Origin of the sequence: Snodgrassella sp. (assembly GCF_024103505.1) — a bacterium.
Taxonomy (GTDB): domain Bacteria; phylum Pseudomonadota; class Gammaproteobacteria; order Burkholderiales; family Neisseriaceae; genus Snodgrassella; species Snodgrassella communis.
The window spans coordinates 55,057-74,352 of the sequence record NZ_JAGGIJ010000002.1 but is presented as its reverse complement, the minus strand read 5'-3'; the positions used below and the strand labels follow the sequence as shown (position 1 = coordinate 74,352).

Sequence of the window (19,296 nt, the reverse complement as noted above, 5' to 3'; positions counted from 1 at the left end):
GTGCCTAATTGTACAGCAGGCTGGGTGTGCACAGTCGGGCAGAAGTTCAAGCAGCCAGCCAGTAAAGCAATGCTGAAAGGCACATCAGACAACCGATAAGCCGGGTTCTGTCTGGGACAGTCATTCATCTGGGCGACACATTACTGTGCCGCTCAAGCAACCTACCCGAATGCTCGGCGAGCAACGTCAGCGCATTCTGTTTGGTCTTGCTCCGAATGGGGTTTGGCCTGCTACACGTTGTTGCCAACGGCACGGTGCGCTCTTACCGCACCATTTCACCCTTACCTGTGCTATGGTAAACCATAGTCATCGGCGGTTATGCTTTCTGTTCCACTTTCCGTCGCCTCACGACGCCCGGCTGTTAGCCGGCATTCTGCTCTGTGGAGCCCGGACTTTCCTCCATGCACGTGTATTGTGCACAGCGACTGTCTGGCATGCTGATGTGCCGGCGATATTTTAACACAAATCAATGAAAGCTGATTTATATTTCAGATTATGTATAATAATTCTGGTTATCATTTTTCAGGCTGCAATAATCGTTTGTGCGGCCGCTATGGCTCAATTATGCAGAAAGTTTACGCAGTATGTTATTGAACCGATTGTTAAGCTGGTTTGAAAACCGTATTGATGCTTATCCTGAAACTTTGTCGCAGCCGTCGAGAAAAGGTGTGTTGCCGTTTATCTGGAGCTGTCTGGAGGGTGCGCGGCTTTGGTTACTGGTGATGGTAATTATGACCATTGGTACGGGGATTCTGGAAGCTCTGGTATTTCGATTCCTCGGCACGGTAATCGACTGGCTTGGTGCTTATACTCCAGACAGATTCTGGCCGGAAAAAGGGCATGAGCTGATTCTGATGGCTGCGGTCATGATATTCAGTATTTTCTGGTCGTTTCTGGCTTCCAATGTGCAGTTCCAGACTCTGCAAGGTGCTTTTCCGATGCGATTGCGCTGGAATTTTCACCGTCTGATGCTCGGGCAGAGTATGGGTTTTTATCAGGATGAGTTTGCGGGTCGTGTGTCAGCCAAAGTAATGCAAACGGCGCTGGCCGTACGCGATACAGTAATGTCGGTAGCTAATATGCTGGTGTATGTATTGGTATATTTTGTAACCAGCGGCATTATTCTGGCTGGTATGGATAGCTGGTTATTATTGCCATTTGTTCTGTGGATTGTGCTGTTTGTGCTGGTACTGCGCTTTTTAATTCCGAAATTGTCCAAAACTGCCCAGCAGCAGGCGGATGCGCGCAGTCTGATGACTGGCCGTATTACTGATGCTTATACCAATATTGCTACGGTAAAGCTGTTTTCCCACAGTGCACGTGAAGCAGCCTACGCCAAGGCATCTATGCAGGAATTTCTGGTGACAGTCAACGCGCAGATGCGGCTGGCTACTTTACTTGATAGCCTGAGTACTGCGATTAATATTTTACTGGTGGTCAGTTCCGCTGGTCTCGGTATTTGGTTATGGATAAATGGGCAGGTTGGTGTCGGTGCAATTGCCACCGCTACGGCCATGGCGTCTAGGATTAATGGTTTATCACACTGGGTGATGTGGGAAAGTGCGCGTTTGTTTGAGAATATCGGCACAGTGGAAGATGGCATGAAAATCCTGTCTCGTCCTCATGCAATTGTGGACAAGCCTAAAGCTCTGCCGTTAAAAGTTAATCAGGGCGCAATTGATTTTGAGCATGTAAATTTTGCCTATAGCGACGATAAACCGCTGTTGCGCGATTTTAATCTGCATATCCGTGCCGGTGAGAAAGTTGGTCTGGTTGGGCGCAGTGGTGCCGGTAAAACCACACTGACCAATCTGCTGCTGCGTTTTTATGATGTGAAAGACGGCCGTATTCTGATTGATGGGCAAGATATTCGCGATGTGACGCAGGATAGCCTGCGCGCAGCATTGGGGTTGGTAACGCAGGATACTTCTCTGCTGCATCGTTCTGTGCGTGACAATATTGTCTATGGTCGCCCGGATGCCTCAGAAGAAGCGATGATACAGGCCGCGCAACAGGCTGCTGCTGATGGCTTTATTCCGGCATTGAGTGATGCCAAGGCACGGCATGGCTATGATGCCCATGTTGGCGAACGCGGGGTAAAACTGTCTGGCGGGCAGCGGCAGCGCATTGCCATTGCGCGGGTAATTCTGAAAGATGCGCCTATTCTGCTATTGGATGAAGCCACCAGCGCGCTGGATTCAGAAGTGGAGGCGGCCATTCAGGAAAATCTTACCCGGCTGATGCAGGGTAAAACCGTGGTAGCTATTGCGCATCGCTTGTCTACGATTGCGGCTATGGATCGGTTGATTGTGATGGATAAGGGACAGATTGTTGAGCAGGGGACACATAGCGAGCTGCTGGCTAAAAATGGTGTTTATGCCATGCTGTGGCAACGGCAGAGTGGTGGTTTTCTGCCAGAGGCCTGAGGTGTTACTGCACACGTTAAAATCCTTTCCGATAATATATAACTGTTCTACAATAGCCTGTATTGATTAGGAATAAGCAACGATATAAAAGGGAGAAGTAGAATGGGTATCAATACACATTCAGGCCTCGTTCATACGTTACAGGGAATTGTCGGACAAGAATATACCCTCACTGATCCGGCACATACTCTGTCTTACCGGCAGGGTATACGTTTCGGTGTGGGCGATGCGCTGGCTGTTGTGCTTCCGGGTACATTAGTTGAGCAGTGGCGCGTATTAAAAGCCTGTGTGGAGGCAGACGTAATTGTCATCACTCAGTCTGCCAATACCGGCCTTACCGGTGGTTCTACACCGGATGGTAATGATTATGACCGGCCGATTGTGATTGTCAGCACGCGCCGGCTGGATGGTATTCAGGTGATTGAAAATGGTGAGCAGGTAGTTTGTCTGCCGGGCAGTACTCTGTATCATCTGGAAAAAGAGCTGAAAAAATACCAGCGTGGCCCGCATTCCGTGATTGGTTCCTCTTGTATCGGCGCATCGGTTATGGGCGGTGTGTGCAACAACTCGGGCGGTGCGCTTATCCAGCGCGGCCCAGCCTATACCCAGATGGCCGTTTTTGCCCAGCTTGATGAAAACAGCGAGCTGCATCTGGTTAATCATCTTGGCATTGAGCTGGGAGATGATCCGGAAACCATTTTGCAGAATCTGCAAAATGGTCATTACAGTGATAAAGACATCAAACACGATGCCGGCATGGGGCATGATCACGAATACCGCGACCATGTGCGCGAGATTGATGCAGACACACCGGCGCGTTTTAATGCTGATCCGGCACGCCACTATGAAGCTTCCGGCAGTGCCGGACGTCTGATGGTATTTGCCGTGCGTCTGGATACTTTTCCATTAGAAAAGAATTCTGCGGTGTTCTATATCGGCAGCAATGATACGCATGAACTGGATGATATTCGCCGTCATATTCTCAGTACATTCAAAAATCTGCCAGTATCGGGCGAATACATGCACCGTGAAGCTTTTGATATTGCTGCGGTATATGGCAAGGATATTTTTATTGCCATTCAGAAGTTGGGTACTGATGCCATGCCGCGCCTGTTTGCTTTCAAGAATTTTGTCGACCGTACCTTGGCAAAAGTTCCGTTTTTTCCGAAGAATTTTTCAGACCGTTTCGCGGTATTTATGTGCAAATTCCTGCCTCAGCATTTACCGAAATCAATCCGTGATTATCGCGACCGGTACGAGCATCACCTTATCTTAAAAATGGCTGATGATGGTATTGACGAAGCAGAAGAATTTCTGCAAACTTTCTTTGAGCAAAAAACCGGTAGTTTTTTCCGCTGTAATGAAAAAGAAGCCGAAGCAGCCATGCTGCACCGCTTTGCCGCAGCCGGCGCAGCTACTACTTACCGCAATGTGCATAGCGATACGGTGGAAAACATTGTTGCACTGGATGTAGCCTTGCGGCGCAATGACAGCGAATGGTTTGAAACGTTGCCACAAAGCATCAATCAGCACTTTATTCATAAAATGTATTATGGCCATTTCTTCTGCCATGTTTTCCATCAGGACTATATTGCCAAAAAAGGTACCAACTGCGATAAGGTTGAAGAAGAAATGCTGGTATTGCTGGATCAACGTGGCGCGCAATATCCAGCAGAACATAATGTCGGCCATTTATATCATGCCAAACCAGCCCTGAAAAAATTCTATCGCCAACTTGATCCAACCAATAGCTTTAATCCCGGTATTGGTAAAACCTCGAAAAAGAAATACTGGGCTTAATCTAACAGCATTTGATACCAAAGCCACCAGCGTTTTGCAATGTCTGGTGGTGTTATTTTATCCAGAGGCAATGCTTGCTGTTTTAACCCAACTGTTCAGCAGCAGTCTGATGAAATTGTTTTCGAGCCCATGCGCGCATCTCATGGCCGTGGTGGTGATTGAAAATGGCGTAATTAATTACCCAAGTCTGGAAGCGTTAGAACATGATGAAGAATGGCTGGACAAAGAGCTAAACCGTTTGGGACAAAAGTTGGATGAAGTCTTTCTGGTCGAAGTGCATGAACAGAAGCTCTGGATTTATCCAGATGTCAAAAAAGCTAGCTGAGATTACCACAGCATTCCTGCTTCAAAGTTAGCCGGCAGTATCATTTCATACGTCTAGATGCAGACAGCAGCTAATGAAATTAATACAGAATGAATAAAAATTCAACCAGACATCTGATTAATTTATAGCATACAGAAGAGATACTTAATTATTCCTGCCTATATGGTTAAAACCCCTAATTTGCATTGATATTCTCATCGCTATGACCAGAGTATTTAATCAGCTATTCTAAAAACCTTTAATCAAACAGACAAATTAATTCTGAAACCAAATTACTTTAACATCTGTAATTTTTTCATCCAGCAGATATAGTTCTTGGCACTCTCATTAATTTCATCCAATGTTATCTTATAATCTGCTTCCGGTTCTGTATTTGCACCATAAACCGCAAATACAGACTGATAATCTGCATGTACATAATTCATGGTTAATTCAAACGGCTTTAAAATATCCTCAAGCGAGGTCTGATAATGTCCATCTTTAGTGTAATCACCCTTTTTAATCCCCGCAGAAACCGCTAAACCAACTTTTTTGTTTGTTAATTTATCTCCACAGCGGCCATAAGCCCACCCATAAGTAAATACCTCGTCCAGCCATTGTTTTAACAGTGGCGGACAATTAAACCAGTAAACCGGAAACTGCAAAATCAGATTATGGTGGTTTTCAATCAGATTCTGCTCAAAACGCACATCTATTTTATTTGATGGATAACGTGCATATAAATCATGTATGGTTAACTGATTATCATACTGAGTTAATTCTTTAATCCAGTACCGATTCACTGTAGAAGCCTCTAAGTCAGGATGAGCCACAACAATCAATGTTTCCTTCATAATAAAAACCTTCAAAATTTTGTTATAAAACATATAAATTAAGTGGTTCAATATAATTTAGGTGGTTTATAATGTAAAGTACGGTAATTAAAGTTATATACTATATAAAAGGAAAGTATAAAATGAAAAATGAACATTGCAGTGCTGATAAACTGGCGAACAGTGGTTTTGGCTATACTCTTTCTATAATTAAAGGAAAATACAAAGTAATCATTCTTTACTGGTTGAATGAAAATCAGCCAGCCATGCGTTTCAATGAGCTAAAACGCTGTATTGATAAAATTTCATTTAAAACCTTAAGCAATACATTAAAAGAAATGGAACGGGACAAACTGATATTCAGAAAAGAATATCCACAGATACCCCCAAAAGTAGAGTATGGATTGCTTGAACGGGGCAAATCTCTGGTTCCTGTTTTAGATATGTTGTGCCAATGGGGAAATAAACATAAAAATGATGTGCTATAAATCTAGAAGCAACAAATAAATTTATTTTTATACGCTGCGGTGCTGAAAATTGCCCAGATAAAAGCATACGAATTAATGGTTATCTTGTTTTCAGACAGGAAACTACAATTTAAAAAGTAACCGTAAATATTGAGAGGAACCAGAATAAGGATATTGATGGTTATCGGTAGAAAACAGCACAGTCTGTTCAGAATAAAGTTTGACGAGATCACACAAGTCTTAATTGACCTTTTTGAGTGCAAGCTTTTTAAAATTTTCAATTATTGAAATCACATAAAAAGGCATGTAACAACAATAATATGATTAGATTGAAATCAGATGGTGATACAAATTAATGTCATGGACTAAGCTATTAGCCAAAATAAATGCCCTGTTTCAAAACAGGGCATTTAAAAATCTGGTTGCGGGGGCAGGATTCGAACCTACGACCTTCGGGTTATGAGCCCGACGAGCTACCATGCTGCTCCACCCCGCGTCTGGTAAGGAAGTCATTATACGGATAACCAGCGCAATGTCAACTAAAAAGCAGAATAACCATACATGTTTTATTATGACTGTTGATTTGGCTGATGATTTTTCCAGCAACGTACCAAATCATATACCGCAGCCAAAGCCGCTTTAGGCGTCAATTCATCAGGATTAAGGGCATTTAGCTGAGCACATAAATCCGCCGGTATCATGGTTGCAGAAAAAGTATCTGCATCGGCATTGGCCATGTCTGCCTCTACCGCATCTTCTGATTGTGCCTGAAACATATCTAATTGTGGTTGCTTATCAGCCGCATGTTGTTCTAGCGCCTGCAAATGCCGGTAAGCAGCGTTCAATGCTCGTGTAGGTAGGCCGGCCAGTTTGGCCACCGCTATCCCGTAGCTTTTACTGGCTGGTCCGGGTTCAATATGATGCAGAAAAATAATATCCTGCCCTTGCTCCAGTGCAGCCAGATGCATATTGAATGCATGCGTATACTGTTCCGGTAATCTGGTTAACTCAAAATAATGAGTAGCAAAAAGAGTATAGCTGCGATTTTTTTGCAACAAATGTTCAGCAATGGCCTGTGCCAGCGCCAAACCGTCAAAAGTAGATGTACCGCGGCCAACTTCATCCATTAATACCAGTGAGCGCTCAGTAGCATGATGCAGGATATAGGCTGTTTCCGACATCTCCACCATAAAAGTGGAACGATTGCCGGCCAGATCATCTGAAGCCCCGATACGGGTAAATATCTGGTCAAATTCGCCTAGAGTACAACTGTCTGCCGGCACTGGTGCACCAATATGCGCCAGTAGCACAATCAAGGCTACCTGTCGCATATACGTCGATTTACCGCCCATATTCGGACCAGTCAGCAACATCAGGCGGCGTTTATCATCAAGCTGAGTGTCATTGGTCGTAAATTGGCTAACTTGTGCTGCTACTACAGGATGACGGCCATTACTAATCTGTAAACACGGATAATTCACCAATTCTGGGAAACAGTAATGTGCAGCATCAACATAGCTGGCAAGTGTGGTTAATACATCCAAACTGGCAGCAGCACGGGCACATCGTTGCAATACCGGTAGCTCGGCCTGTAATTGCAGCATCAGAGCATCATATAATTGCTTTTCACGAGCCAGTGCATTTTGCTGCGCACTCAGTACCTTTTCTTCAAAAGCCTTTAATTCAGGTGTGACATAACGTTCAGCATTTTTCAGGGTTTGGCGTCGCTGATAGTCTGCCGGCGCCTGTTCAGACTGCACCTTGCTCAATTCAATATAAAAACCATGCACACGATTAAATTCAACTTTTAAACTGGATAAACCCGTACGCTCCCGCTCCCTGCTTTCCAGTTGCTGCAAAAATTCATCGCCATGATTCTGTAAACGGCGCAACTCATCCAGCTCGGCATCAAAGCCATCATTAATCACGCCGCCATCGCGCAACCATATTGCTGGTTCAGGCATAATGGACATAGTCAATTGCTGAGCAATAGGCGCTGCCGGCGGTAATTGTTCCAGCAAAGTCTGTACCAGACTACTCTGAGCAGATTCTTCTAAACGAAAAGCTGTCAAAACCGCTAAACTATCGCGCAAAGCTGATAAATCACGCGGGCGGGCGCTGCCAATGGCAATACGCGCAGCAATACGTTCAATATCGGCCACCTGATTTAAAATTGCAGTGACTTGTGCACAATGTGGTGCTAGCGCTGCCACCGCCTGCTGACGGGCTATAATTTGCTCGTGCTGACGTAACGGCTGGTGTAGCCACTGTGCCAGCAGACGGCTACCCATATGCGTTGCACACTGATCCAATACCGAAAACAGCGTTGGCGCCTTCTGGCCGCTTAACGTCTGAGTTAATTCCAGATTGTGCCGAGTGGCTGCATCCATGCCGATATAAGCCGATTCCTGTTCCAGAGTCAGACTATCCAGATGTTTAGGTAACTGCATTTGTGTCTGCTGCACGTAATTCAGCAACGCACCTGCTGCCCCGATAGCTGCATCATGTTCACCTGATTGTAATCCGAAAGCACGTAAATCCTGGCTACCGAAATAGCGTTGAATCATGCGTGCCCCCGTATCAGCTGCAAATTGCCAAGCATGTAAACGGGTTAATTGCCGGTCATGGCCGGCCAAATCCAGCTTGCCCAGTGTCTGGTCAGAAAGCAGGATTTCCGCAGCCTGTAAGCGAGCCAGTTCATGTGGCAAGGCTTCCGGCGCAATGATTTTGCAGCGGAATTCACCATTTTGCAGCGATAACCAAGCTACACCAAGTTGTTTCTTTAATAGAGAAATAGCTACAATACGGTTGATTTCCTTATCTTCCAGCAATGCCGTATCTGTAAGAGTGCCGGGCGTAACAATACGTACTACCTGCCGCTCTACTGGTCCCTTACTCGCGCCCACCTCACCAGTCTGCTCACAAATGGCCACACTTTTGCCCAGTTTTACCAGCTTAGCCAGATACTGCTCCACAGCGTGGTAGGGCACCCCAGCCATTTTGATCGGTTCCCCATTAATCTGTCCACGAGTAGTCAACGTAATATCCAGCAAACGTGCAGCTTCAATGGCATCATCTAGAAACAGTTCATAGAAGTCGCCCATTCGGTAAAACAGCAGCTTGTCCTGATGGTCTGCCTTAATAGCCAGATATTGCGTCATCATCGGTGTCAGTGTGGGTTTACTCATGGCGTAGCAAAATATTTGATTTAGTTAAAAAGCTATTGTAACAGACTGTTCAGTTTCCGTTTATTCTCTAGCAGATATAGCGATAAAAAATCTGGAAACTGGTTATTCTTGTTCGATGAGGTGAATGACTGCCATAATGATGTAAAAATGTAGTTTGTATCCGTATCGCTTTCAATTAAATAATTATGTCAAAAATTATGTCATCAATAAAATTCAGCTCAATTCGCCGTTGGCTAGCGTGGTTCAGTGTGCTATTTCTGGCAGCCTGTCACTTTAGTCATAAACCGGTCGACAGCATCATTTCTGGTGAGAGTAGTGCACTGGCACCGGGCAAACCCTTGCCGCCAAACTATGTCTATACGCCGGGTAAGGCTGGTGTCAGCTATCGGGTGGTTTCCTATCAGGCATTGCCACAATGGTCTACCCAGTCATTTATTGATAGTCTGGAAGCATTTAAAACCAGCTGCAACAAACTGCAAATGCAGCCAGCGTGGCAAACCGTGTGTCAACAGGCAGCACGTACAACCAGACACAATCATCAGGCTAAAGCATTTTTTGAAACTTACTTTACACCGTGGGAAGTTAGTCAGAACGGGCAACTGGCCGGTACCGTAACAGGCTATTACGAACCTATGCTGCTGGGCGATACCAAACAGACAGCACAGGCGCGCTTTCCTATTTATGGTATTCCAAATGATTTTGTTGTCGTGCCACTTAACTCAGGGTTGCGTCAGGGAATTGTACGTATTCGCCTAACCGGCACAAACAGTGGTGTCATTACGCCCACTGGAAATTACACAGCCAATCTGGCCTCTTTTCCCCTGAATGAGAAAACACGCGCACTGAAAGGCCGGATAAGCGGTAATCAGCTTGTCCCGTATTACACTCGGGCGCAAATCAATGCCGGAGCGCTCAATGGTAAAGCACCCATTTTGGGTTATGCAAATGATCCGGTGGAGTTGTTTTTTTTGCATGTGCAGGGATCTGGACAGCTGAAAACATCGGATAATCGAATGCTGCGGCTCAGTTTTGCTGATAAAAATGACTATCCTTATGTATCAATTGGTAAATACATGGCGAACAAGGGCTACCTGCCTTTGGCACAGACATCAATGCAAGGTATCAAGGCATGGTTACAGCAACATCCGCAGCAGCTTGCCGAAGTATTAGGACAAAATCCAAGTTATGTCTTCTTTCGCGCATCAGCAGAACCCGCCAGCGGACCCACTGGTGCATTAGGTGTACCACTTACCAAAGGATATTCTGCTGCCGTGGACAGCCATTTTGTTAGCCTTGGTGCACCAATATTTGTAGCAACAACACACCCGGCCAGTGGCTATGGATTGAACAGATTGCTGATGGCGCAGGATACCGGCAGTGCCATAAATGGTGCCGTAAGAGTAGATTATTTCTGGGGTTACGGCGATGAGGCGGGTGCGCTGGCCGGTAAAATGAAATATCCCGGTTACGTATGGCAACTATTACCTAATGGAATTTTGCCTCAGATTAAATAAAAATCTGGCGAACAAATGCAAGTTAAGGTAAAATAGTTAAAGTATTGACAATTGTATGTGAAGCGTTACCGTAAATGAAAAACATGCATTTAATCATGCGCTCATGCATCTGGCAGTTAACTACAATAAAAGGGATGTAAATTATGGAGTTATATTTACCTATTGCCCTTTTGGTCATATTGCTGGTTGTACTGCTTGTGCTGAAGAAGCGGCAAAAGGCGGGAACTCATGCCAAAGGCAAAAGTGCTGCCCGTAAAAAACAACCTGCATCTAAACGTAAAAAAGATACAGGGAGCAAGAGTACAGACGCTCAGACTTCACCAGATGGTGAAGAAGCAACAGAATCTTTGCCAGAAGATTGGGACTGGCAGCCAGCACAGCCAGATAGGGCTACCGTTTCTGTTGCTACTGTGGATCACCTAACTGAATATAAGGTTTATAAACAGTTTGGGTACTTCCAAAAAGCAGCTGATTCACTTGCTTCATATCTAGAGCAGAATGCTGCTCAGCAGAGTCCGGCAATGGCCAATACTTTGGTTAATGAGCTGGCTGGGCTGTGCATAGAGGCTAAAAATACAGATAAGCTTGCTGAGGTAATTGATCAGTACCGAAGTTATCTGCAACGGCCTGAACTGGAAAGTCTGATTCGTCAGGGCTTGGCACTAGATGCAAATCATCTGGGTCTGCGCGTATTGGCCGAAGACTTGTTGCAATGGGACGTTAAGGAAACTGAAAAAGAAGTTGGTATCAATCAGGATAAGAAAACAGAAGATACCAGACCGGACGCTGAATCTATCAGTAATACCCCAGATATCACCGAACAACCACGCGAATTACTGGTTGAAGGTAATATGGGTAACTTTAAAATTCGTGGCGACGAGCGTGATGTCCTATTAAGTTTCTCCAAGCCAGAAAACAGCTATGTATTGCTAAAAGAGCAATTGCCCTATGATGCCGCCATCCGCTGTCTGAACAAGGCTATTAAAACGTCTAAAAAACCTGCTGGGCTGATTATTGATGCTTTAGCACTGGATTACCGGCGCAATAATATCAATGTATTTGCACAGCATCTGTGGCGTTTATATTACACATTGGGTCAATATGGTAATGTTATTAAAGAACGTATGCTAGGTTGGGGTTATAGCCTTGGACAGCATCCAATGTTCGATTTGCTTGAGACTAAGCCAAATGAAACTGTACTGCGCGATATTGGGATAACGCAGGGATATTTACCTGTGAATAGCAGTGCACTTAAGGCCAAACGCCTGTCTTTGGTTGATAAGGCATCTTCAGATAATGACGTAGCCGAAACACCTGCAGAGCGTGTATTGCGTGATGTTGAATCGTTACTTACATTTGGTCAGTTTGACGAAGCAACGGATTTGCTTGAGAAATCAGTCCTGCTTTATCCACAGGAGTCACAGCTCTACATTACTTTATTTGACTTGTATGAACGTGCAGAAGAATGGACACGTCTGGAAAAAATGTTACAGGTAATCCGTGCTGAAATTCAGACGCCACCTGAAGAAGTTGTACTGGCTATGAGTCAATTATTGAAACGTATTAACCACGGTGGTGTGCAAAATCAATGATGAACAATTCAATACCCAAAGTAAAAACTGCCTATGTTTTGCTCGTCAATGTGGATGATCGCCAGACAGCCATGTTGCGCATGGCATTTAAAATGTACAATAGTGTCAACTACCAGTTGATTCAGCCTGAGGATAATGTACAACCTGAGCTGATTCTGGTAGATGGTGATACAGCTGATGGTGAAGCGGTATGGCAAAAGGTTAAAAAGAAATATCCTGATGCTGTGGTCGTGTTTTTTGGTCGTAATTCGCCCTCATTCACCGCACCTTATCTGATGAAACCAATCAGATTCGATACTTTGTTTCAGCATCTGCGTAATTTGCAACAGGGCAATGGTGTCTGGCTGGCTGATAATAAAGCTGGGGCACAGCAAGAAGCAGTCAGTGAGAAGACTGTGTCCAATACAACACAACAGGATCACAATGCTGCGGATCATTTGCAGCAGGCTGTAACTGTAGTACGTTTCCAAACGAATGGAACATTGCTGGGCATGGTGCAAAAGCTGGCAAAGCAAAAGGAAGATACTGCAATCCTATTTGAAAACAAGCCTGTATTGATTGTTTTTCCAAGTGTTGAAAAAGTATTGTTGGCAGTTGAGAGTGATGCTTTACAACAGTTGTGTATGCAAACAGATGTTGAATGGCAGACAAAAGCGGTACCTGCATCTGCACCAACCGCACAGTTGCATGACAAAGCTAAACTAACGCTACAGTCCTGTATATGGCAGTTGTCAATCTGGACAGCTCGTGGTCGCCTGATTGATCCTATTACACCCGATACAGTTATCAAACTGAAGGCTTGGCCAAATATGACTCGTATGGCTTATCTGCCAGAGTCTATGCGCTTGTCAGCTTTTCTTGTGCGCACGCCTGTAGCACTTAACACTTTATACAAGTTGTTGCCAGTTTCACTTGAAGATGTATTAAACTATATAGCTGCCACATATTCAATCGGTTCCCTGATTATCGAGCAGCCATTAACGCATTCTGCTGCGCAACAGGAAAAAGAGATGGTTCTGACTCGCAAAGCACCACAGCCTGCTACTAAATCAGCGGCTGGTGCACATACAGCAGAACATAATGAAAGCGATGAAAATAAACCGAAAGGTTTACTGGCACGGTTGATGGGTCGCTTGCGTGGCAATTAATACTTAAGCAGGGAGTAATTATGGTTGAAAATAAAATTATCTTTACCGGCCCAGTTGGGGTGGGAAAAACAACTGCTATCGCTGCATTATCGGATGATCCTCCGGTACAAACTGATGCCAGCGCATCGGATATGACACAAGACAGAAAAGGTCATACTACTGTCGCTATGGACTATGGTGTCATTCGGTTGGATGATCAAACTAAAGTCCATTTATATGGTACACCGGGTCAGGAACGCTTCGATTTCATGTGGAGTATTCTAAGTAAGGGCAGTATGGGCTTGATTCTGCTGTTGGATAACACTCGTCAGAATCCACTGAAAGACCTGAAATTTTTCCTTACTTCTTTTCACGACTTACTAGAAGATGCCCCTGTAGTCGTTGGAGTCACCAAAATGGATTTGAATCCACAGCCAGGAGTGGATGTTTATCAGCAGTATCTGGCGCAACACAATCTCAATGTGCCTGTATTCGAGGTTGATGCCCGTAATGAAAACGATGTCAAACAACTGGTTACTGCTATGCTGTATTCTATTGATCCAGGTTTGGAAGGATAGTCAGTATGGATTCTACATTACAGTTACATCATGATTTATATCCTAAAGTGATGCCTGCGGGTGCATTTTATGCCGTATCTAGCCCAAGTCACAGTGCAAGTCGTATGTTACTGGCCAATATTCTGCAAGCAGATATTAATGCTAAACTAACAGAAGAGCGTCTGAGGCAATGGGCTGAGACAGATGGTGTTCATACTGCCTTAAATTTATTATATCGTTTGCAACGTCTGGAATTCTTATATGGAGAAACTAAACCCAGCTCACAGCTGGTTAAGGTAACTTCTGATGGATTTGAAGATATTCTTGGGCAATTGTCAGACAGCCATAAGGCACTGCTAGTCGATCAGGATGGTTTTTACTTTGCTAATGTCGGTTTTAATCATGAAACAGCCGAAGAAGTGGCTAATCTAGCCAGTGAGGCAACACGACTAACCGAAAAACATAGTCTGCTGATTAAAAATAACCTGAATATTTACAACAATGCTATCGGGATCTGTGATCCTGCTGGCCAGAGTGAATTGACATTCTTCCCCCTATATATTGGGAATACCAAAAATATTTTGGTAACGGCTGGATTGCCATTACTTAACAGTGAAGCTTTCGTCACTATGGTACGTGGCCTGTTTGTATTGGCTGGTGAAGACATTCATGTAGTAAATGAATAAACATCAATAGAAAGACATCAAGATGCAAGAACAATTACTGGTTTCGGTATTAAGTGATTTAAATAGCTCTTCGGCTGACATTACCGCATCTGCTGTAATTTCCTCCGATGGTCTGCCGGTAGCAACCTTGTTACCAAATGGTGTTGATCCAGACCGCGTTGGTGCAATGGCTGCAGCTCTGCTTGCTTTAGGTAACCGTACTTCTCGTGAGTTGCAGTGTGATGAGCTTGAACAAGTTATGGTTAAAGGTAAGCATGGCTACATTCTGCTGATTCAGGCTGGAGATAACAATGTATTGGCTGTCACTGCCAATGAGGGTGCGAAGCTGGGGCTAATTTTATTGGATGCTCGGCGTGCTGCACGCAGTATTGTAGATATCTTACACTAACTGATTATTTCTGAAGAAAACCCTGTTTCTAGCAATTGGACAGGGTTAAAGGATTGTAGTACCCGGAATTAAATTGATGACTGTTTTTCAGCAACAATGTAATTCATAATTTCTTTAATGGGTAATCAATACACTACATGTGTCTTGCTATAAGAATATTTATGCTTTTTAAATAAAAACTGAATTTTCTTATGAATTTTGTTTTATTGATGAAACAGACTCTTTGATTGTTGTCTAAATTGGGTGTATTTGCTGGCAACATTCCTAAGTATGTTTTTATTGATATATTCAACCATATTACTTAGATCACTGTATTCTAATTATAAGATAACAAAGTTAGCTGTAGCATAATCGTCTGATTAAGCAGATACGATTAAACAGATACTGATAATGGGCGAAGGTTAAATGGTTAGCAATATATTAGCATCAATCATAAAAAATTTATTATTAGGTAAATAAGGCTGTAAGGCTGTATTGAATACATTTTGTAACATCTGTTTTAATGCAAATACAATATATTAATAAAATAAACTAATGATAATTCAAATATTTTCTGAATAAAATAATGCAGAAATTAGTCAGGCTATTAAAGAAAAGATAAGTGGATTTGTATAGAATTAATTAATTAATTAATTAGCATGTTCGTGCCAAATAATAAAGTAGTTTGTCATCCGGTAGCAAAAAACCTAAAAACCAGCTTTTAGTAATGTAGTCACAAGCAAAGTAGGTATATTGCTTGCTTATATAGATAAGGCATTGTTTTTTCTTTATCAATAAAAATACCCATCCTATATTTATAGAAAAATATATCCTCAATTCACATGCTATATCTTGTAACAGATATAGATACACTTATTGAAGATAATCCTGATTTGATAAAAGTGCTAACAGATAATATGAATTTCTCTTAATAAACAAATAGAGCGAAGTGGATAGAATAATAGAAGCTATTACCCTTGAAGATTCTGATATGGATATCGGTTTTTTGGATATTATTGATCATATACCCCAAATTTATTTCTTATACGAGCCATATCTAACAACGCCTGAATAGAAAGGTATTACAATTCAATTGATTATAATAATATCTGCCAGCTACATGATGACAAATTATCATATCTTATTAGTTTGAATAAAGAGAAGTTAATTGTTTTTAAAAAATACTGTTGTTTATCATAAACCTCAATATGAAATTGAAAACAAAAATAGATGATATTGGATTGCATAGTTGGCGTGATTAGTGCATTTATCAGTTGTGCTTGCTAAAATATAATCATCAGGATTACAAATAAAGTAAATGAAAATTGCCAAGAAAAAGCCGGTATTACAGCATTTGAACCAGATATTCTGTTTAGATGTTGATAACCGCAGCAGTGCTAATCATGTTCCCGTTGTTAGTCAGTGGCGGCAGTGGATATGGCAAACGTGTAAACACAGTTATAAACGCGCCAATATTGCTATATTGTTATGTGATGAAGAAGAAGCATGCCAGTTCAATTATGATTTTCGACACAAAAATTATGCAACTAATGTGTTAAGTTTCGCGCTTAATGAGGGTGAAGACATGTATTTGCCAGAGAGCGATGGACTTCATGGTGATTTGGTGTTTTGTCCTCAGGTAATTGAAAAAGAAGCCATAGCGCAACATAAACCATTGATGGCACACTATGCTCATTTAACTGTTCACGGAACTTTGCATCTGATGGGTTATGATCATATTGAAGATGATGAGGCTGAAATAATGGAAGCACTTGAAATACGGATACTGCATCAGTTAGGATATGCGAATCCCTATGCACAGGATGAATATTGATTATGGACGAGAGTTCGTCGAAACCCGGATTTTTTGAGCGACTGGTAAATCGTATATCTGGAGAGGCTCCAGATACTGAAGAGGAAGTATTACAAACTTTGCGGGAAGCGCATGAACGGCAGGTTTTTGATGCGGATACTTTACAGTATCTGGAAAACGTACTGGATTTTGCTGATCTGGAGGTGCGTGATGCGATGATAACGCGCAGTCAGATGGATGTGCTTAAAATAGAAGATCCGTTAGATAAAATTATTGCTTATATTATTGATACAACTCATTCGCGCTTTCCCGTGATTGGTGAAGATAAAGATGAAATTCTAGGTATCCTGCATGCTAAGGATTTACTTAAATATTGGGGCAGAGGTGAACATTTTCAGCTAGAACAGATACTGCGTCCGGCTGTGTTTGTTCCTGAGGGGAAATCTCTGAGTACGCTGCTGAAAGAATTTCGTGAGCAACGTAATCATATGGCGATTGTTGTCGACGAATATGGTGGTACATCGGGACTGGTGACATTCGAAGATGTGATAGAACCTATTTTCGGCGATATTGAAGACGAATTTGATGAAGATGATAGTGCCGATAATATCTTGGCTGTATCGGCTGAACGTTTCCGCGTAAATGCCGTAACAGAAATAGAAGACATCAATGTATTTTTCGGTACTGATTATTCTGATGATGAAGTAGATACGATTGGTGGTCTGGTCATTCAAGAATTAGGTCACATGCCGGTACGGGGTGAAAAAATTACCATTGGTAAATTGAATTTCACTGTTGCCAAAGCTGATGCACGGCGTTTACAGACCTTGATGGTAACTGTAAAAAATAATGCTCACTAATATTTAAATACCTGTTATGGTTGTATGTTGAAATACCATTGATCTGATTCAGCTTTTGAAACTACTGCTTTAGCACTGGCAGAAAATGTAGATTCAGGCTGCAAATGCGAGTGTTTGCTGGCTGTGGGCTATGGTGATTCAGCAAATTTAATTCGGCTAACTAAAGGCTGTGGAGCTTTATGTGACTAATAAACTGGATATGTCTGTGCAGTATTCTTCTGGTATGAAATGTTATGCTGTTTTAGCAAAGGCATGGGTGTACTGGCCGCTATTATTATTGTCAGCAGCTCTGGTGCCATTTGCTTTTGCTCCTTATTATCATTACTGGCTGTTACCTGTTTTGCTGGCCGTATTACTGCTTTTACAGGCTGCACGTCCACAATGGCGTATTCGTTCTGCCTATCTTTGGGCATTAACGGCATATACAACATTATTGTACTGGATAGACATTGCCTTACATGATATTGCCGGGTTACCACAGTTTTTAGCATGGCCACTAACCATGTTGTTACCGGCCTATCTGGCTATTTATCCGGCTTTGGTATTCTGGTTGTTGGGAAAATTCAGATTTTCCAATACAACCTGTCATGCTGTGATATTACCGCTATTATGGACAGTGGCTGAATTTGTACGCGAACGCGCGCTAACTGGTTTTGGCTGGGGGATTTGGGGATATAGCCAGATAGCAGATTCAGCTTTAGCTGGTTTCGCGCCAGTGGGCGGTATTTTTCTGGTAACACTGGTTACTGTTGCCAGTGGTGCATGGTTAGCAGAACTGTTGCTGGCAACAAAACGTAAAGCAAAGATTGGCTGTGGTGTCAGCCTGATAAGTGTGTGGTTGCTGGGAGCGGTTTTATTACAGTACAACTTTACACAGGCTGATGGTACTCATGCCACAGTGGCGCTGGCACAAGGCAATATTCCACAATCCCTTAAATGGGATGAGCGTTCTTTACAACCCACACTACAGCGCTATCTCGATCAGATAGCCAGTACACGCGCTAATATTGTTATTCTGCCAGAGACGGCTATTCCGGTGATGCGGCAGGATATGCCGCCAGAACAATTGGAAATATTTGCTCATCTTGCGCGGGAGCATGGTTCGGCATTGGCTGCTGGCATTCCCCAATATACTGCAGATGGAAATGGTTACCTGAATTCGGTGGTTAATTTTACAGCCAATACTGCTACAGCCGGTTTACCTTATTATGCTAAAAATCATCTGGTTCCGTTTGGTGAATATATCCCATTACCGCAATTGCTGGGCTGGCTGTATCGCTGGATGGATATGCCACTGGCAGGCTTCTCCAAAGGTGGTTCTGTTCAGACGCCATTACAATTAGCAAATCAGCATGTTGCTTTTAATATCTGCTATGAAGATGGTTTTGGTGATGAATTAATCGCAGCAGCCAAACAAGCCAATTTGCTGGCTAATGTAAGCAATATGGCTTGGTATGGGCACTCACATGCTATGCAGCAGCATTTACAGCAATCACAGGCACGGGCACTGGAAACCGGGCGCTATATGGTGCGTGCCACCAATACGGGTATGACAGCCATTATTAATCCTAAGGGGCAAGTTGTGGCACAGCTAAAACCCGATACTGCGGCCGTATTGGAAGGAAAAATCTCTGGCTATCGGGGGGATACGCCTTATATGTGGCTGGGGAGCAGCTGGCCTTTGGCCTTGATTAGCCTGTTTTTATTGTTAATAATCAACGTGTATGGGCGTTATCGCCATTAAACAAATTGGATTGATGTG

The 19,296-nt window shown here is 43.2% G+C and carries 15 protein-coding genes, 1 tRNA gene and 1 other RNA gene; 13 read left to right on the top strand and 4 right to left on the bottom strand.

Features of this window, described 5'->3' with window-relative positions; translation table 11 throughout:
- Nucleotides 1-80: 80 nt before the first annotated feature.
- An RNA gene (gene rnpB, locus J6578_RS03180) (RNase P RNA component class A) lies at nt 81-441 on the bottom strand.
- A 143-nt stretch (nt 442-584) separates the two neighbouring features.
- On the opposite strand from rnpB, the gene J6578_RS03175 reads away from it, so the two are divergent.
- The 3 genes from J6578_RS03175 to J6578_RS03165 all read left to right on the top strand — a co-directional run bounded on the left by J6578_RS03175 (nt 585) and on the right by J6578_RS03165 (nt 4,551).
- Complete coding sequence (locus J6578_RS03175) at nt 585-2,426, top strand: ABC transporter ATP-binding protein (RefSeq protein WP_239363844.1); 1,842 nt, start codon at nt 585-587, stop codon at nt 2,424-2,426.
- A gap of 102 nt (nt 2,427-2,528) precedes the next feature.
- Nucleotides 2,529-4,226 (top strand): D-lactate dehydrogenase, encoded by a 1,698-nt coding sequence (gene dld / locus J6578_RS03170; RefSeq protein ID WP_287952263.1) that lies wholly within the window; start codon nt 2,529-2,531, stop codon nt 4,224-4,226.
- A complete protein-coding gene (locus tag J6578_RS03165; RefSeq protein WP_287953886.1) occupies nt 4,192-4,551 on the top strand; it encodes a YetF domain-containing protein in 360 nt (119 codons plus the stop codon). The genes dld and J6578_RS03165 overlap by 35 nt, the downstream gene beginning before the upstream one ends.
- Nucleotides 4,552-4,823: 272 nt before the next feature.
- Here the strand turns inward: J6578_RS03165 and J6578_RS03160 are convergent, their stop codons facing one another.
- The gene (locus J6578_RS03160) at nt 4,824-5,384 is read right to left on the bottom strand and encodes an NAD(P)H-dependent oxidoreductase (RefSeq protein ID WP_287953885.1); all 561 of its coding nucleotides are present in this window, start codon (nt 5,382-5,384) and stop codon (nt 4,824-4,826) included.
- A gap of 122 nt (nt 5,385-5,506) precedes the next feature.
- Here J6578_RS03160 and J6578_RS03155 point away from each other — a divergent pair, with 122 nt between their 5' ends.
- The gene (locus tag J6578_RS03155; protein ID WP_093092444.1) at nt 5,507-5,851 is read left to right on the top strand and encodes a winged helix-turn-helix transcriptional regulator; all 345 of its coding nucleotides are present in this window, start codon (nt 5,507-5,509) and stop codon (nt 5,849-5,851) included.
- Nucleotides 5,852-6,249: 398 nt separating this feature from the next.
- On the opposite strand, the gene J6578_RS03150 is transcribed toward J6578_RS03155, so the two are convergent.
- Nucleotides 6,250-6,326: transfer RNA gene (locus J6578_RS03150), tRNA-Met, on the bottom strand.
- Between the two features lie 73 nt (nt 6,327-6,399).
- Entirely contained in the window at nt 6,400-9,018 is a 2,619-nt protein-coding gene (gene mutS / locus J6578_RS03145) for a DNA mismatch repair protein MutS (protein ID WP_287953884.1), read from the bottom strand.
- Between the two features lie 206 nt (nt 9,019-9,224).
- On the opposite strand from mutS, the gene mltA reads away from it, so the two are divergent.
- The 9 genes from mltA to lnt all read left to right on the top strand — a co-directional run bounded on the left by mltA (nt 9,225) and on the right by lnt (nt 19,278).
- Entirely contained in the window at nt 9,225-10,532 is a 1,308-nt protein-coding gene (mltA, locus tag J6578_RS03140; RefSeq protein WP_502957686.1) for a murein transglycosylase A, read from the top strand.
- A gap of 143 nt (nt 10,533-10,675) precedes the next feature.
- Nucleotides 10,676-12,124: a hypothetical protein gene (locus J6578_RS03135; RefSeq protein ID WP_287952267.1), complete on the top strand. Its 1,449-nt coding sequence runs from the start codon at nt 10,676-10,678 to the stop codon at nt 12,122-12,124.
- Nucleotides 12,121-13,272, top strand: coding sequence for a hypothetical protein (locus J6578_RS03130; protein ID WP_093092436.1), 1,152 nt, complete (start codon nt 12,121-12,123; stop codon nt 13,270-13,272). The genes J6578_RS03135 and J6578_RS03130 overlap by 4 nt, the downstream gene beginning before the upstream one ends.
- A gap of 20 nt (nt 13,273-13,292) precedes the next feature.
- Complete coding sequence (locus J6578_RS03125; protein WP_093092434.1) at nt 13,293-13,829, top strand: GTP-binding protein; 537 nt, start codon at nt 13,293-13,295, stop codon at nt 13,827-13,829.
- Nucleotides 13,830-13,834: 5 nt separating this feature from the next.
- Complete coding sequence (locus tag J6578_RS03120; protein WP_093092432.1) at nt 13,835-14,494, top strand: peptidase M23; 660 nt, start codon at nt 13,835-13,837, stop codon at nt 14,492-14,494.
- Nucleotides 14,495-14,516: 22 nt separating this feature from the next.
- Complete coding sequence (locus J6578_RS03115) at nt 14,517-14,882, top strand: roadblock/LC7 domain-containing protein (protein WP_037406921.1); 366 nt, start codon at nt 14,517-14,519, stop codon at nt 14,880-14,882.
- A gap of 1,297 nt (nt 14,883-16,179) precedes the next feature.
- A complete protein-coding gene (gene ybeY / locus J6578_RS03110; protein WP_287953882.1) occupies nt 16,180-16,695 on the top strand; it encodes an rRNA maturation RNase YbeY in 516 nt (171 codons plus the stop codon).
- Between the two features lie 2 nt (nt 16,696-16,697).
- Nucleotides 16,698-17,534, top strand: a complete 837-nt coding sequence (locus J6578_RS03105) for a CorC family transporter (protein WP_093092428.1) — start codon at nt 16,698-16,700, stop codon at nt 17,532-17,534.
- Nucleotides 17,535-17,757: 223 nt separating this feature from the next.
- Complete coding sequence (gene lnt, locus J6578_RS03100; RefSeq protein ID WP_287953963.1) at nt 17,758-19,278, top strand: apolipoprotein N-acyltransferase; 1,521 nt, start codon at nt 17,758-17,760, stop codon at nt 19,276-19,278.
- Nucleotides 19,279-19,296: the final 18 nt, after the last annotated feature.